Origin of the sequence: Streptomyces bicolor (assembly GCF_000719285.1) — a bacterium.
Classification (GTDB): domain Bacteria; phylum Actinomycetota; class Actinomycetes; order Streptomycetales; family Streptomycetaceae; genus Streptomyces; species Streptomyces bicolor.
Map to the genome: position 1 here is coordinate 144,211 of NZ_JOFS01000001.1, position 13,326 is coordinate 157,536.

General features: G+C 72.3%; 13 protein-coding genes. 3 read left to right on the forward strand and 10 right to left on the reverse strand.

The genetic code is table 11. From position 1 onward, the window contains the following. Nucleotides 1-188 precede the first annotated feature (188 nt). A complete protein-coding gene (locus tag IF78_RS0100645) occupies nt 189-1,280 on the forward strand; it encodes an enolase C-terminal domain-like protein (RefSeq protein WP_031475787.1) in 1,092 nt (363 codons plus the stop codon). Nucleotides 1,281-1,378: 98 nt separating this feature from the next. Here the strand turns inward: IF78_RS0100645 and IF78_RS0100650 are convergent, their stop codons facing one another. Further along, the gene (locus tag IF78_RS0100650; RefSeq protein ID WP_031475785.1) at nt 1,379-1,900 is read right to left on the reverse strand and encodes a phage holin family protein; all 522 of its coding nucleotides are present in this window, start codon (nt 1,898-1,900) and stop codon (nt 1,379-1,381) included. Nucleotides 1,901-1,997: 97 nt separating this feature from the next. Here IF78_RS0100650 and IF78_RS0100655 point away from each other — a divergent pair, with 97 nt between their 5' ends. After that, nucleotides 1,998-2,345 carry a VOC family protein gene (locus IF78_RS0100655; protein WP_031475783.1) on the forward strand — a complete coding sequence of 116 codons (348 nt, stop codon included), beginning with the start codon at nt 1,998-2,000 and terminating at the stop codon, nt 2,343-2,345. Here IF78_RS0100655 and IF78_RS0100660 read toward each other — a convergent pair. Beyond that, nucleotides 2,336-3,235 carry an arginase family protein gene (locus tag IF78_RS0100660; protein ID WP_031497939.1) on the reverse strand — a complete coding sequence of 300 codons (900 nt, stop codon included), beginning with the start codon at nt 3,233-3,235 and terminating at the stop codon, nt 2,336-2,338. The genes IF78_RS0100655 and IF78_RS0100660 overlap by 10 nt on opposite strands. 59 nt (nt 3,236-3,294) lie before the next feature. Here IF78_RS0100660 and IF78_RS0100665 point away from each other — a divergent pair, with 59 nt between their 5' ends. Continuing rightward, entirely contained in the window at nt 3,295-3,642 is a 348-nt protein-coding gene (locus IF78_RS0100665; RefSeq protein ID WP_031475779.1) for a DUF6204 family protein, read from the forward strand. Here the strand turns inward: IF78_RS0100665 and IF78_RS0100670 are convergent. The 8 genes from IF78_RS0100670 to IF78_RS0100705 form a co-directional block, all read right to left on the reverse strand. Beyond that, nucleotides 3,614-4,168 (reverse strand): GNAT family N-acetyltransferase, encoded by a 555-nt coding sequence (locus IF78_RS0100670; protein WP_031475777.1) that lies wholly within the window; start codon nt 4,166-4,168, stop codon nt 3,614-3,616. The two genes, IF78_RS0100665 and IF78_RS0100670, sit on opposite strands and share 29 nt — an antisense overlap. A 19-nt stretch (nt 4,169-4,187) precedes the next feature. Further along, a complete protein-coding gene (locus IF78_RS0100675; protein ID WP_031475775.1) occupies nt 4,188-4,442 on the reverse strand; it encodes a LapA family protein in 255 nt (84 codons plus the stop codon). Nucleotides 4,443-4,498: 56 nt separating this feature from the next. Further along, the gene (locus IF78_RS0100680) at nt 4,499-6,283 is read right to left on the reverse strand and encodes a CocE/NonD family hydrolase (protein ID WP_425314586.1); all 1,785 of its coding nucleotides are present in this window, start codon (nt 6,281-6,283) and stop codon (nt 4,499-4,501) included. 143 nt (nt 6,284-6,426) lie between these two features. Then, complete coding sequence (locus IF78_RS0100685; protein WP_031475771.1) at nt 6,427-7,350, reverse strand: S66 peptidase family protein; 924 nt, start codon at nt 7,348-7,350, stop codon at nt 6,427-6,429. After that, on the reverse strand, nt 7,347-9,311 hold the full coding sequence (locus IF78_RS0100690; RefSeq protein WP_031475769.1) for a dipeptidyl-peptidase 5: 1,965 nt from the start codon (nt 9,309-9,311) through the stop codon (nt 7,347-7,349). The genes IF78_RS0100685 and IF78_RS0100690 overlap by 4 nt, the downstream gene beginning before the upstream one ends. Before the next feature lie 5 nt (nt 9,312-9,316). Further along, nucleotides 9,317-10,621, reverse strand: a complete 1,305-nt coding sequence (locus IF78_RS0100695; protein ID WP_031475767.1) for a M20/M25/M40 family metallo-hydrolase — start codon at nt 10,619-10,621, stop codon at nt 9,317-9,319. Further along, nucleotides 10,614-11,447: a M55 family metallopeptidase gene (locus tag IF78_RS0100700; protein ID WP_031475765.1), complete on the reverse strand. Its 834-nt coding sequence runs from the start codon at nt 11,445-11,447 to the stop codon at nt 10,614-10,616. The genes IF78_RS0100695 and IF78_RS0100700 overlap by 8 nt, the downstream gene beginning before the upstream one ends. Before the next feature lie 113 nt (nt 11,448-11,560). Next, nucleotides 11,561-13,321 (reverse strand): ABC transporter permease subunit, encoded by a 1,761-nt coding sequence (locus IF78_RS0100705; RefSeq protein ID WP_031475763.1) that lies wholly within the window; start codon nt 13,319-13,321, stop codon nt 11,561-11,563. Between the last annotated feature and the right edge of the window lie 5 nt (nt 13,322-13,326).

Genomic DNA, 13,326 nt, shown 5'->3' on the forward strand with positions numbered 1-13,326 from the left:
GGCTCACTCGCTGTCGCGTACCTCGGGAGACTTCCGCGTCCCCCTGGCGGGCAGCGCCAAACGTCCATCCGGGCCGCCCCCGGTTTCCTCGCCCGTCAACCGGCCCGTCCCGGGTTTCCGGCCGGACCTCCGGGTACCCGGAACGGCGACCCGCCCCCGCCGACGCGGCAGTCCCGGAGGCCCGCGCGATGAAACTCCATCTCCCCGCCGTCTCCGTCTACACGGTGCCCACGGACGCCCCGGAGGCCGACGGCACGCTGGCCTGGAGCTCCACCACCGTGGTGATCGCCGAGGTGACGGCGGGCGACGCGACCGGCACGGGCTGGACGTACGGCCCGGCGGCGATCGGCGACTTTCTGCGCGACCACCTCGCGCCCCTCGTGGAGAAGCGCAACGCCCTGGACATTCCCGCCGCGCACGACGCGATGTCCCGCGCCGTGCGCAACGCCGGCCGGCCGGGCATCGCCGCGTGCGCGATCTCGGCGCTCGACATCGCCCTGTGGGATCTCAAGGCACGCCTCCTGGAACTGCCCCTGGCCCGGCTGCTGGGTGCCTGCCGCGAACACGTCCCCGTGTACGGCAGCGGCGGTTTCACGACGTACCACGACACCCACCTGGAGGCGCAGTTGAACGGCTGGGTGCACGGTCAGCACATCCCGCGGGTGAAGATCAAGATCGGCGAGGACCGGGGCCGTGCGGTCCTGCGCGACATGGCCCGTGTGCGAGCGGCCCGCCAAGTGATCGGCCCCGCGGCCGAGTTGTACGTGGACGCCAACGGCGCCTACACCCGCAAGCAGGCGGTCCGCGTCGGCCGGGCCCTCGCCGAGTACGGCGTCGGCTGGTTCGAGGAGCCGGTGTCCTCGGACGACCTCACCGGCCTGCGCCTGGTCCGGGACGCCCTGCCGTGCGACGTCGCGGCCGGCGAGTACGGCTACGACCTCCCCTGCTTCGCCCGCATGATCGCCGCGGGCGCGGTCGACTGCCTCCAGATAGACGCCACGCGCTGCGGCGGCCTGACGGAGTTCCTGCGCGCCGCCGCCCTCGCCCAGGCGCACGGTCTGGACGTCTCGGCCCACTGCGCCCCGCACGCCCACGCCGCCGTGTCCGCCGCGATCCCGAACCTCCGGCACATCGAGTGGTTCCACGACCACGTCCGCCTGGAGGACATGTTCTTCGACGGGGCCCTGGACCCGACGGGCGGCACGGTGACCCCGACGCAGGGCATCGGCCACGGGCTGACGCTGCGGGCCGAGGAGGTGCAGGGCTACCGGGTGGCGTGACTACCGGGTGGCGTGAACGCCGTCGAATACCACGTGACCGCCGCCCGTCAACGCCTGCGACGGGCGGCGTGCATCGGCTCTACGTCCGACCGGCGGCGTCACGCTCGATGGTGCGGCTGCTCGGGGTCGATGTCGTCCGGGTGCGGCGGCTGCGCCTCGGGCGTGCCCGGTGCCGCCGCGCCTGTCGCTCCCGTCCCGGGCGGGCCGGGCGGCATCGGCGGGTACGGCAGACCGAGCCCGCCCGGCGGGGCGGCCGGTGCCGTACCGCCGACAGTGCGTCCATGGGCGGCGGCGGCCTCGGCCTGACGCTCCGGCGTCGGACCGGACGTCGACGGACGTGCCGCGCTCCGCAGCGCGAACGCCACCGCGCCCAGAATCACCGCGGTGATCAGCGCGGCCGCCCAGTCCGGCAGCCCGGCCGCCAGGCCCAGCCCCAGGGCGAGCGCGAGAGCCGCGCCCGCGTACAGGGCGACGGCGCCCGACCCGGCGTACAGCATGGCCCGGCGGCGCTGCCTGCGCGTCTGCTCGCGCAGTTCGTCGCGCACGGTCTCGCGCGCCACCTGCGCCAGCTCGTCGACCAGCTGCTTGTCCAGATGCTCAAGATGATCCAAGCGCTCCATGGCCGCCGAGTACCCGTACAGGGGTACACGTAACGGGGAGTGAGGGGATCGCGTGAAACGATCTCCCTACCCCGCCGCGTCCAACTAGGCTCTCCGCATGGACATTCTGGGAGCCACGCTGCGCGTCTGCGTCGACGACCTGGAGACCGCAGTCCCCTTCTACGAACGACTCTCCGGCGGTACAGCCCTCCGCTTCGAACGCGGCGGCGTCCAGGTCGCCGCCGTCGGCTGCTTCCTGCTGATGAGCGGCCCGGAGGCGGAGCTGGAGGTGCTGCGCAAGGTCGCGGCGACGATCGCCGTCAAGGACGTCGAGGAGACCCACCAGGTGCTCAGCGAGCTGGGTGCGCACATCATCGCGGGTCCGGTGCCGACGCCGGTGGGCCGCAATCTGATCGCGATGCATCCGGACGGGACGATCTACGAGTACGCGGACCGTCAGGCCTGACCGAGGGCCGACACCACGATGTCGGTGAGCAGCGCCCCCGCCGTGCCCTCCGGGTCCAGATCGGGGTCGTAGATCGTGACGTTGAGCCCGACGCAGTGCCCGGACGCGAGCAATGGACGCAGCAGCGCGACGAGTTCGTCCGGTGTGAGTCCCTCCGGGTCCGGGCTGTCGACCGCGGGCATGACGGACGGGTCGAGGACGTCGGCGTCCAGGTGCACCCAGTAGCCGTCCAGTTGCGGGATCTCGAAGGCCTGCCGGGTGACGGATGCGAGTGCGTCAGCTCCCCATTCCCGCACGTCCCCGACGGTCACCACGGGAATCTTCAGGTCGGCGAGTTCGGCCCGCTCCTCCTCGAAACAGTCACGGATCCCGAAGTACCGCACGTCCTCGTCCCGCAGATAGGGCTTCAGGCCCTCCAGGTTCGTCAGGTCCTGCTGCCCGCGCCCGGTTGCCAGGGCGACCTCCTCGCCGCCCGCCGCGCCGACCCCCTCGGAGTTGCCCGGGTGCCGGAAGTCGGGCGAGGCGTCCACGACGGCCAGTCCGTACCGGCCGATGCGGCGCAGGGCGAGGGCGGCGCCGAGGTTGATGGAGCAGTCGCCGCCCAGCACGACCGGGAAGTCCCCGGCGCGCACGTGGGCCTCGATACGGCCGGCGAGTTTGCGCGTGTAGGAGGCGATGGCGGCCGCGTTGAAGACGCCGTCGCCCTCCCGCCACTCCCCCCGGTCGTACCGCGGCGGCACCACGACACCGCCCTCCAGCGCCCGCAACCGCTGGACGATCCGCTGCTCACGCAGGGCACCGGCGAGCTTGTAGCAGCCGGGCACGGTGCCGGGGGCGGGTGGGCGCAGGCCCAGGTTGGAGGGGGCGTCGAGCACGACGAAATTCCGCATGCGGGCCATCCTCGCCGACGTAGAGTCGGCCCTCAACGCCAATTCGAGGGAGCGGGAGCATGAGCGAGCAGCACACCTACCGGGTGATCATCCGGGGCACCTGGGACGGGCTCACCGACGAGGCGCGGTCGCGACTGCTCACCAAGGCGCCCGAACACGGCATGACCAGCATGCGGTTCACCGAGGAGGGGTCGCTCTCCTACGAGTCCTCCCCGCTCAAGCACTTCTCGATGCGCTATGTGGTGGTCTCGGACGCGGCGGACGGCGAGGAGATGGCCGGCGCGATCGCGGAGGACCGGGCCGAGAACGCGCTGCGGGTGCTGGGCTACGGCTTCCGCGATCTGCGGTCGACGGTCACCGACCTCGACACGATGAAGATCAACCGGAAGTCCGCATCTCGGCGGTGATGGCCCATCGCTCGTGGTCCCGCCAGGCCCCGTCGATGAAGAGCATGGCCGGCGAGAAGCCCTCCAGTCGGAAGCCGCAGGCTCGGGCGAGGGCGATCGAGGCGGTGTTGCCGGGCTGGACGTTGATCTCGAGGCGGTGCAGCCGCATCGGGCCGAAGGCATGGCCGATCACCAGGTCGAGGCCCTCACGCATCAGGCCGCGCCCGGCCGCATGGGCGAAGGCGCCGTAGCCGAGGGCGCCGCTCTGAAAGGCGCCCTCGACGATGTTGTTGATGTTGATGAACCCGGCGATGCCGCCGCCGTCGTCCTTCGCGCAGACCAGGAACCCCGCCTTGCTCGGGTCCTCGATCAGCCGCCCCGCGTAGGCGGCGTACGCCCCGGCGCTGTCCGGCGGGAACAGCCAAGGGTGGTGCAGTTCCTTGCTCTCCCGGGCACGCGCCGCGAACTCGGCGCCGTCCTCGTAGGTGAAGTGACGTATGCCCACGCGGGGGCCTTCGGCGAGGTAGCGGGACGCGGGGTGCGGCATTGCGCCAGCCTACGGCTCCCTAGCGGCGCCGACTCATGAAGAGCGCTCCACAGAGGGCACCGATGACGCCCATGCCGAGCAGTGCCAGCCACAGCGGCATCGTCACCTCGGGGACGAGCAGCCGGATCTCGGTGGTGCGGGTGTTCTCGAAGATGAAGATCAGGGAGAGGACGACGAGCACCAGCACGGTGGTCCTGGCAGGGGTCAGCCACTCGCCCAGACTGCCCCGGTACCCGCCGGCCTTCCTCCCGCTGTGCGACGTCTTCGCGGTCACATGACAAGGATGCTCCCGAACACACGATCACGCACGGTGAGCACCCTCCCGGCCTCTCAGCCGATCACCGGCAGCCGCAGCACCCCCGTGTCCTCGGGCGCGCTGACCACGGTCACCGGCTTGATCCCCCGGTTCCCGAAGTACGCGTCGTCACTCGCCGCGACCACGAACCGCAGCCGGTGCCCCTTGTCGTACCGGTGGACGATCCCCGGCAGGGTCACGGTGAAACTCCGTGTGACGTCCGGCACCCGCACCGGTGCGACCAGCCGGTGCACGAGGGTCTGGGTGCCGTCGGGCGCGACGTCGTACAGCTTGGCGAAGAGCACGAGCTTGTCGGCGGCGTCCCCGGAGTGCTGGGTCCGCTCGGCCGTCGGGGAGACGACCTTCAGTGTGGCCCGGGCCGCCCCCACCACGTCGGTGGTACGTGCGAGCGGCTCGCTGGTCCAGCCGAGGTAGGTGCCCTTGGTGTCGTGGGGCGCGGGGTCCGGGAGGCCGATGACCCCGGCCAGCGAGCTCTCCGAATGGCTCGTCGGGATGAGCCAGTTGGTGTAGGTACGGCTGCCGCGCGCCACCTTCCCGCGATCGTCGACGAGTTTGCCGTCGCCGGAGAGGTAGAGCGTCCTGGTGAGCCCGGGGACGCGGTCGGCGGTCGCGTAGGTGCCGTCGGGGTCGGCGATCCAGTCACGGTAGTAGGCGAAGGCCGGCCCGGTGTCGACGTTCCGCTTCCACAGGTACCGGTCGAACCAGGCGAGGATACGGCGGCCGACGTAGCTGGTCTCCAAGTTGCCCTGGGCCAGGTTGAGTTCGCCGGTGGCCGGGTCGGTGAGGCCGCCGCTGTGACCCCAGGACTGCCAGATCATCTTCGCCGGCGTTCCCTGGGCCTTGAGCGTCTTGTACGTCGCCGTCGCCTCGTTGAGGTTGAAGAGGCTGTCGGCCTGGCCCTGGACGAGGAGCGTCGGTGCTTTGACACGCTTCAGGTACGACACCGGGGACACGCTGTGCGCGTAGTCGAGCAGTTCGGCCGTCCGCTTCGCGGGATAGCGGCCGGAGTTGAGGGTGCGGATCGTGTCGCAGGCCTTGGTGACGAAGTGCAGGCAGGCGAGGGAGTTGATGCGGGACGGGTCGAGGTTCGGCTCCAGCAGGGGCTGGCCCTCGCCGATGAGGTAGAAGCCGTTGGCCCACTGCCACTTGAAGGCGCCGGGCACGCTGCCGCTGCCGACGGCGTTGTTCGGGTCGAGGGAGTAGGCGAGGTCGTTCCAGGTGATCATCGGTACCAGCGCGTCGACGCGCTGGTCGACGGCCGCGGTGGCCAGCTGGATGGCGCCGCCGTAGGAGCCGCCCGCCATGCCGACACGCGGGTCGCCGGGGGCGTCGAGGGTGACGAAGTCGGCCTTGGTGCCGTCGTCGGCGGCAGGGCCGCCGCCCAGGAAGTCGATCAGCCGTGAAGCGGCGACGCCGTCGATGGTGGGGTCGTCAAGCGAGATCAGACAGCCGGACCTGCCGAAGCCGAGCCCGGAGTAGACGAGGGAGACATAGCCGCGCTGGGCGAAGGCCTTGCCTACGGCGTCGGTCGAGCCGTCGGACTTGCTGCCGCCGAAGCCGTTGGTGGCGAGGACGGCGGGAGCCGGGTGGGCGCGGTCGACGCCCGCCGGGCGGTACAGGTCGGCGTCCACGGTGCAGGTGCGGCCGCCTGCCTGGACGGTGAACTTCAGTGCCGTGACGGTGTACTGGCCGGCCGCGGTGGCGGTCGGCGCGGTGAGGGTGAGGGTGAGGGGTGCGGTGAGCGTGGCGCCGAGGACTAGGGCGAGTCGGGCCAGGACAGGCCCTGGGGATCTGGGCACACGACGGGACACTGAGACCTCCACACTGAGGACAGCCCTGCTTACCAGCCAGTAAGCACTGGCCGGTTGTCATGGTGTGACACGTGTCAGACCAGGTCAATCAGCGTGCCGAAGGTTGTTGACGGAGATTCAGTGAAGAGCGGTCAGACCAGCGCGGGCTCGTCGAGGGTCAACGTCCCCGCGTCGGCGTCGAGTACGGCGCTCACCCCGAAGGGGATCGTCAGCGCCCCTTCACCGTGCCCGAACCCGAACTGCTCCACAACGGGCACTCGGAGGCCACCGAGCCGGTCGAGGAGCAGCGCACGCACCCGCTCGTACGGCTCGCACTCCTGCCACGAGCCGAGCAGCACGCCGCGCACGCCGTCGAGGAAGCCGGCGCGCAGGAGTTGGGTGAGGTAGCGGTCGAGCCGGTACGTCTCCTCGCCCACGTCCTCCAGGCACAGCAGGCCGCCGCGCGCGGAGGTTCGGGCGTGCGGGGTGCCCCGCTCGGCGGCGAGCAGGCAGAGACAGCCGCCGAGGGTGACGCCCCGTGCCCGGCCCGGGACCAGTGCGGAGCCGGTGGAGGCGATCGTGCGCACCGACTCGGGGTCGAACAGGGTGGCCCTCAGATGCTCCTGTGCCCGCGTGTTCTTGACGAAGTCGACGCCCGCCGCCATCGGCCCGTGGAGCGTGGCCAGGCCCAGCCTGGTGGCGAACGCCTCGTGCAGCACGGTGATGTCGCTGAAGCCGACGAACACCTTCGGTCCGGCCGCGCGCATCGCGTCCCAGTCGAGCAGGTCCACGAAGCGCTGTGTCCCGTACCCGCCCCGAGCGCACAGCACAGCATCTACGGACGGATCGCACCAGGCGCCCTGGAGATCGGCGGCGCGCTGCGCGTCGGTGCCCGCGAGGTAGCCGAACTCGCCGTGCCGGTCGAGCACATGGGGCGCCACCACCGGGTCGAGATCCCAGCCGCGCAGCACGTCGAGCCCGGCCTGGAGCCGCTCCTCGGGCACGGGCCCGCTGGGCGCGACGACGGCCACGCGGGCGCCGGGGGCGAGTCGCGGCGGCCGTACGAGCGTGTTCACTTGGCTAGCTCCAGCTTCGGGATCCCGGACGCGTTCAGCCCGAAGACCTGGGCGTACAGGGAGAGTTCGGACTCCAGAGCGCGGATCACCGTCTCCGCCCGCCGGAACCCGTGGCCCTCCCCCTCGAAGGCGATGTAGGCGTGCGGCACCCCGCGCCCCGCCATCCGGGCCAGGAACCGCTCGCACTGCGCGGGCGGGCAGATCACGTCGTCCAGGCCCTGGAGCAGCAGGAAGGGCACGTTGACGCGGTCGGCGTGGGCCGTGGGCGAGCGCTCCGCGTACCGTCCGGGTACCTCCGCGAGCGGTCCCACGAGGGTCTCCAGGTACCGGGACTCGAAGTCGTGCGTTTCTCCCGTCCCCCAGCCCTCCAGGTCGAGGATCGGGTAGAGGATCGTGCCGCAGGCGTAGACGTCGGTCGTGGTCAGCGACGCGGCCGCGGTCCAACCGCCCGCGCTGCCGCCCCGGATGGCGAGCCGTTCGCGGTCGGCGGTGCCCTCGTCGGCGAGGGCGAGCGCGACGGCCGCACAGTCCTCGACGTCGACCACGCCCCACTGCTCGCGCAGCCGGTTGCGGTACTCCCGCCCGTATCCGCTGGAGCCGCCGTAGTTGACCTCGGCGACACCGATGCCGCGCGAGGTGAAGTAGGCGATGGCCAGGTCGAGCACCAGGGGCGCCCGGTCGGTGGGGCCGCCGTGCGCCCACACGACGTACGGCGGCGGGGTGTCGCGGGGGGCTGTGCAACCGGGGTTGTGGGGCGGGTAGATGTGCGCGTGGACATCGTCTCCGGCGGGGCCGGTGAAGGTGCGGATCTGCGGTTCGGGGTAGTAGGCAGGGTCCACGGCGTCGTCGTGCGCGGCCCCGATCACCCGGGACCGGCCGGTCCGCGTGTCCAACTCGACCACCTCGTAGGCGCTGCGCGGACTGGCGCCGACGGACACCACGCGCTCCCCGCTCACCGCGAGCGTGGGCGCGAACTCGGTCCAGGGGCCGGCCGCGTCGACGATCTCGCCGGTCTCGGGGTCCAGTATCCCGAGAGCGGTCGAGCCACGGCCGTGCACGACGGCGACGAGCCCGCTCTCCAGCGGGGCGAACCAGCGCAGGCCGAGCTTCCACAGCGGTCCGCCGAACTCCTCCTCGCGCCGGCAGAGCGGTCGGCCGTCACGGTGGAGGTTCCACCAGCCGCCACGGTCGCTCGTGTACAGCAGCCGGCCGTCGGCCGCCCAGTCCACCTGGGCGATCGACTCCTCCGAGCCCCCGGCGACGGTCCGCGGTCCGCCGAGCGCGCCGTCCGCGCCGACGTCGGCGACCAGCAACTCCGTACCGTCCCACGGCATGCGCGGATGGTCCCAGGCGAGCCACGCCGCGCGCCGCCCGTCGGGTGAGATCCGCGGGCCGGTGACGAACCGGTGCCGGTCGTCGGTGAGTTCTCGTACGGCGCCCCGGTCCTCCGCCGCCGAGCCGTCCAGCGGGACGGCGGCCAGGACACGCCGTACATCGGTGGGCCCGTCCCCCGTGAACTCCTCCAGCACGCACCACACTTCACCGAGCCCGAGTCGCACCTGCGGCTCCACCCAGCGCCGCCCACCGCCCACCGCGGACACGGGAGTGAGCGGACGCGGCTCGCCGCCCTCCTCGTACCGGTAGAGCCGCTGGTCGGCGAAGTCGACGAAGACGACGAGCCACCGGCCGTCGACCACCGCTCCGGCCCACGGCTGCCCGCCGTACTCGACGACCCGGCTGCGCACGTTCCACGGCGCGGGCAGTACCGCCTCCTCGTGCCCGTCGGCCCGCCGCCGCACCAGCGTGCGCCGCCCGCCCTCCGTGGGCCGGGGCTCGGTCCACCACGCCTCGTCGCCGACGAAGCCCACGTACTCGGGGCGCCCCTCGTGCGATGCGGCGAGGGCCGCGTCGATGGGCGAGGGCCAGGAACCGTACGCCAGCGTCCGCACTGTCTCCCCCAACTCTGCTAGGCCGCGCGCAGAAAACGGTCGAGAACGCGGACGCCGAAGTGCAGCGCCTCGACCGGCACGCGCTCGTCGACGCCGTGGAACATGGCCCCGTAGTCGTAGCCCTCCGGCAGCCTCAGCGGAGAGAAGCCGTAGCCGGTGATGCCGAGCCGGGAGAACTGCTTGGCGTCCGTGCCACCGGGCATGCAGTACGGCACCACGTGCCCCTCGGGCGCGAACTCCTCGACGGCGGCGCGCATCCGGGCGTACGTCGGCGAGTCCACGGGCGACTGGAGGGCCACCTCGTGGTGGTGGAACTCCCACTCCACGTCCGGCCCGGTGAGCTCGTCGATGGTCGCGCGGAACTCGTCCTCGAAGCCGGGGAGATACCGGCCGTCGACGTACGCCAAGGCCTCCCCCGGGATGACGTTGAGCTTGTACCCGGCTTCCAGCATGGTCGGGTTGGCGCTGTTGCGGACGGTTGCCTCGACGAGCCTGGCCGCCGGGCCGAGCTTCTCCAGCAGGCCGTCCACGTCGTCCAGGTCCGCGTCGAGGCCGTACAGCGCGGCGAGTTCGGTGAGGGCGGCGCGGACCGTCGGGGTCAGCCGCAGCGGCCACTCGTGGGCGCCGATCCGGGTGACGGCCGCGGCGAGGCGGGTCACCGCGTTCTCCCGGTTGGGCCGGGAGCCGTGCGCGGCCCTCCCGCGTGCCGTGAGCTTGAGCCAGCCGGTGCCGCGTTCCCCGGCCGCGAGCGGGTAGATCTGCCGCCCGCCGCCGTCGTGGAAGGTGAAGGCGCCGGACTCGCTGATGCCCTCGGTACAGCCCTCGAACAGCCCGGCATGCCGATCGGCGAGGAATCCGGAGCCGTCCTCGGCGCTGGCCTCCTCGTCGGCGGTGAACGCGATCACGACGTCACGGCGGGGCCGTACGCCCTCGCGGGCCCAGGCCCGGACGACGGCGAGGATCATCGCGTCCATGTTCTTCATGTCGACCGCGCCCCGCCCCCACACGACGCCGTCGCGGATCTCCCCGGAGAAGGGATGCACGCTCCACTCGTCGGCCTGCGCGGGCACCACGTCCAGGTGACCGTGGACGAGCAGCGCGTCGGCCGACGGGTCGGTGCCCTCGATGCGCGCGACGACGTTCGTACGGCCCTTGGTGCGCTCCAGCAGGGTGGGTTCCAGGCCCGCCTCGGCCAGCCGCGCGGCGGCGTACTCGGCGGCCGGGCGCTCCTGGCAGTCGCCGCCGCCCCGGTTTGTCGTGTCGATGCGGATGAGGTCGGAGGTGAACGTCACGACCTCGTCCAGTGCCTGCCCGTCAGCCATACTGCTCCTCCACCGCGGCCGAGGCGATCGTGGTGACCGCCTTGAAGGTACGGATTCCCTCGTACATGCGCTCGCTGGTGTACGCCACCTTGCGCTCGCCGATCCGTTCGACGCCGGGGACCACGGTGGCGGCCATCGCGAGGTGCTCGGCGTCGAACTCGACAGCGATCGTGAACGGGCCGACGCTCACCGGCTCCTGACGGACCGCCAGCGCGGCCGCCTCCTTGGCCGCGGCGCGGATGTCGGCCGCGGTCCTGGCCGGCGTACGGCACACGGCGGCGTACCGCGAGACATGGTCCTTGACGGCGACCTTCAGGGCCTCGGGCGCGTACCCGAGCGCGTCCTCGCAGGCCTCGTCGTCGCCGGTGACGAGGACGACGGGGACGCCGTACTCGGCGACGACGTGCGCGTTGAGCAGTCCCTCGCTGGCCCGTACGTCGTTCAGCCACACCCCGGTGATCTGGTTCGCGAGGTAGGTGTGGGCGAGGACACCCGCCATGCCTGCGCCCGCGTGGTAGCCGACGAAGGCGATGCCGTCCACGTCACCGTGCTGCACACCCTCGACCATGGACAGGGCCTTGTGCCGGCCGGTGAGCATCTCCGCCCGTTCGTCGAGCCGTTCGAGCAGCAGATTGCGCATGCTCCAGTGGGCCTCGTTGATGACGACGGAGTCGGCGCCGCCGTCGTAGAAGCCCAGCACGGCGGCGTTGACATCCGAGGTGAACATCCCCCGGCACCGCTCCCACTGGGGCGTCCCCGGCAGCACGTCCCCCGGCCAGGTCACGCCGGTGGCGCCCTCCATGTCGGCGCTGATGAGGATCTTCATGTCGCTTCACGTTACGCGCCTGTGGGAGAACTTCCTACGACGCGGCGAGAGGTCGAGCAGCTGCCTGCCGAGGGATTGGCCTGTTCCAGGCACGCCGACCCGCACGCCGACGGTCACCCGCGGGCCCGGCTCCGTCCCGATGCCGTGCCGGACATGGCGAGGACGGAGAGCAGGACCAGTGCGCAGGCCGGGCCGAGTACGGTCCAGGGCGCCAGTTCCACATACGGCTGGTTCTCCGACAGCAGGCGGCCCCATTCCGCGGTGGGCGGTTGCTCGCCCAGACCGAGGAAGCCGAGGGAGGCCAGGACGAGGACCGTGGTCGGCAGGCGCAGGAGCGCGTTGCGCAGGACGCCGGGCAGTACGGCCGGCAGCAGGTGATGGCGGAGCAGATAGCCCGGGCCGGCACCGAACGAGAGGGACGCGAGCATGTGGCCGCTGGCCCGTTCCTGTTCGAGCAGGGCCGCGGCCTGGGCGGCGTAGGGGGTCCAGCCGACCAGGCAGACCGCCAGCGCGGCGCCCCAGGCCGACGGGCCGGTCACGGCGGTGGTCAGCAGTCCGGCGAGCACCGCCGGCATCGTCGACACCACTTCCGTGAGCCCGGCACCGACCTGTGCCGCCATGCCGAGCAACAGCCCGGTGACGGTGCAGACCGCGGTCACCGCGAGGGCCACGCCCACCGTGCGCAGCGCCCCGTGGCCGAGGCGGGCCAGCAGATCGCGGCCGAGCGCGTCCGTGCCCAGCGGGTGTGCGGCCGAGGGCGGGAGCAGCCGGGCCGCGGTGTCCACGTGCAGTGGATCGCGCAGCAGTCCGGCGACGACCAGTGCGAGCAGGGCGAGGGCGCAGGCTGCGGCGGCCCAGCGGGTGGAGCGCCCTCGTGGGAGGGCGGGCGGATGCAGGGCGGGCAGGGCCCCGTCCCGCAGGGCCGGGCCGAGCAGCGCGCGACGCAGGGCCTGGAGGAGCAGGCCGGCGGCGGTGCCGAGCAGGACCAGGACCAAGGTCGCGGTCTGCAGGGGCGGGAGATCCTGGGCGATGGCGGCGTCCAGGGCGAGGCGGCCGAGCCCGGGAATGTTGAAGATCTTCTCCACCGCGACGGCGCCCCCGACCAGGGCCACCACGGTCGGCAGGAGTTGCGGGAGCACACCGGCCAGCGTGCGCCGCAGCGCGTGCCGGGCGACATGGTTGGGTGCGAAGCCGTAGGCGTGCCAGGTCCGGGCCCACGGCTCGTTGAAGGCGGCGGGCAGCGACTGGTCGAGCAGACCGCCGATCATCGCCCCGGAGGGGACACCGAGGGCGAGCGAGGGCAGCACCATCGACGGCGGCCCCTCCCACCCACTGGACGGGAACCAGCCCAGCCACACCCCGCACACCGTGGCGAGGAGCGAGGCGAGCAGGAATTTGGGCAGCGCGGCGAGGATCGCGGCACCGGTGGCACCTCTCCCCCGGTTCAGCCGTCGCCGGGAGCCGAGATACAGGGTGCGGGCACTGACCAGTGCGGCGACCGCCACCGTGACCACGAGCGCGCCGAGCATCAGCGTGAAGGAGACCGCGAAGGCGCTCGTCACCTGGGGCAGGACCGCTTCCCCCGACACCCAGGACGTGCCCGCGTCGCCCCGCGGCAGCCCGCCCAGCCAGTGCGCGAGATGCGCGATCGGCCCCTCGTCCAGCCCCAGTTGTCCTCGTACGGCGGCCAGTTGCGCGGGGGTCGGGTCCTGGTCGGCGGAGCGGGCCCGCAGGACCGTCAGCGCGGGGTCGTTGCCGGACAGCCAGGGCAGCATGGCCACGGCCGTCAGCAGGGAGGCTCCTGCGGTGAGGCGGCCGAGGCCCGCGCGCCACCGGGACGGACCGGCCTCGGTACCGACCGACGTAACGCTCATCGGCC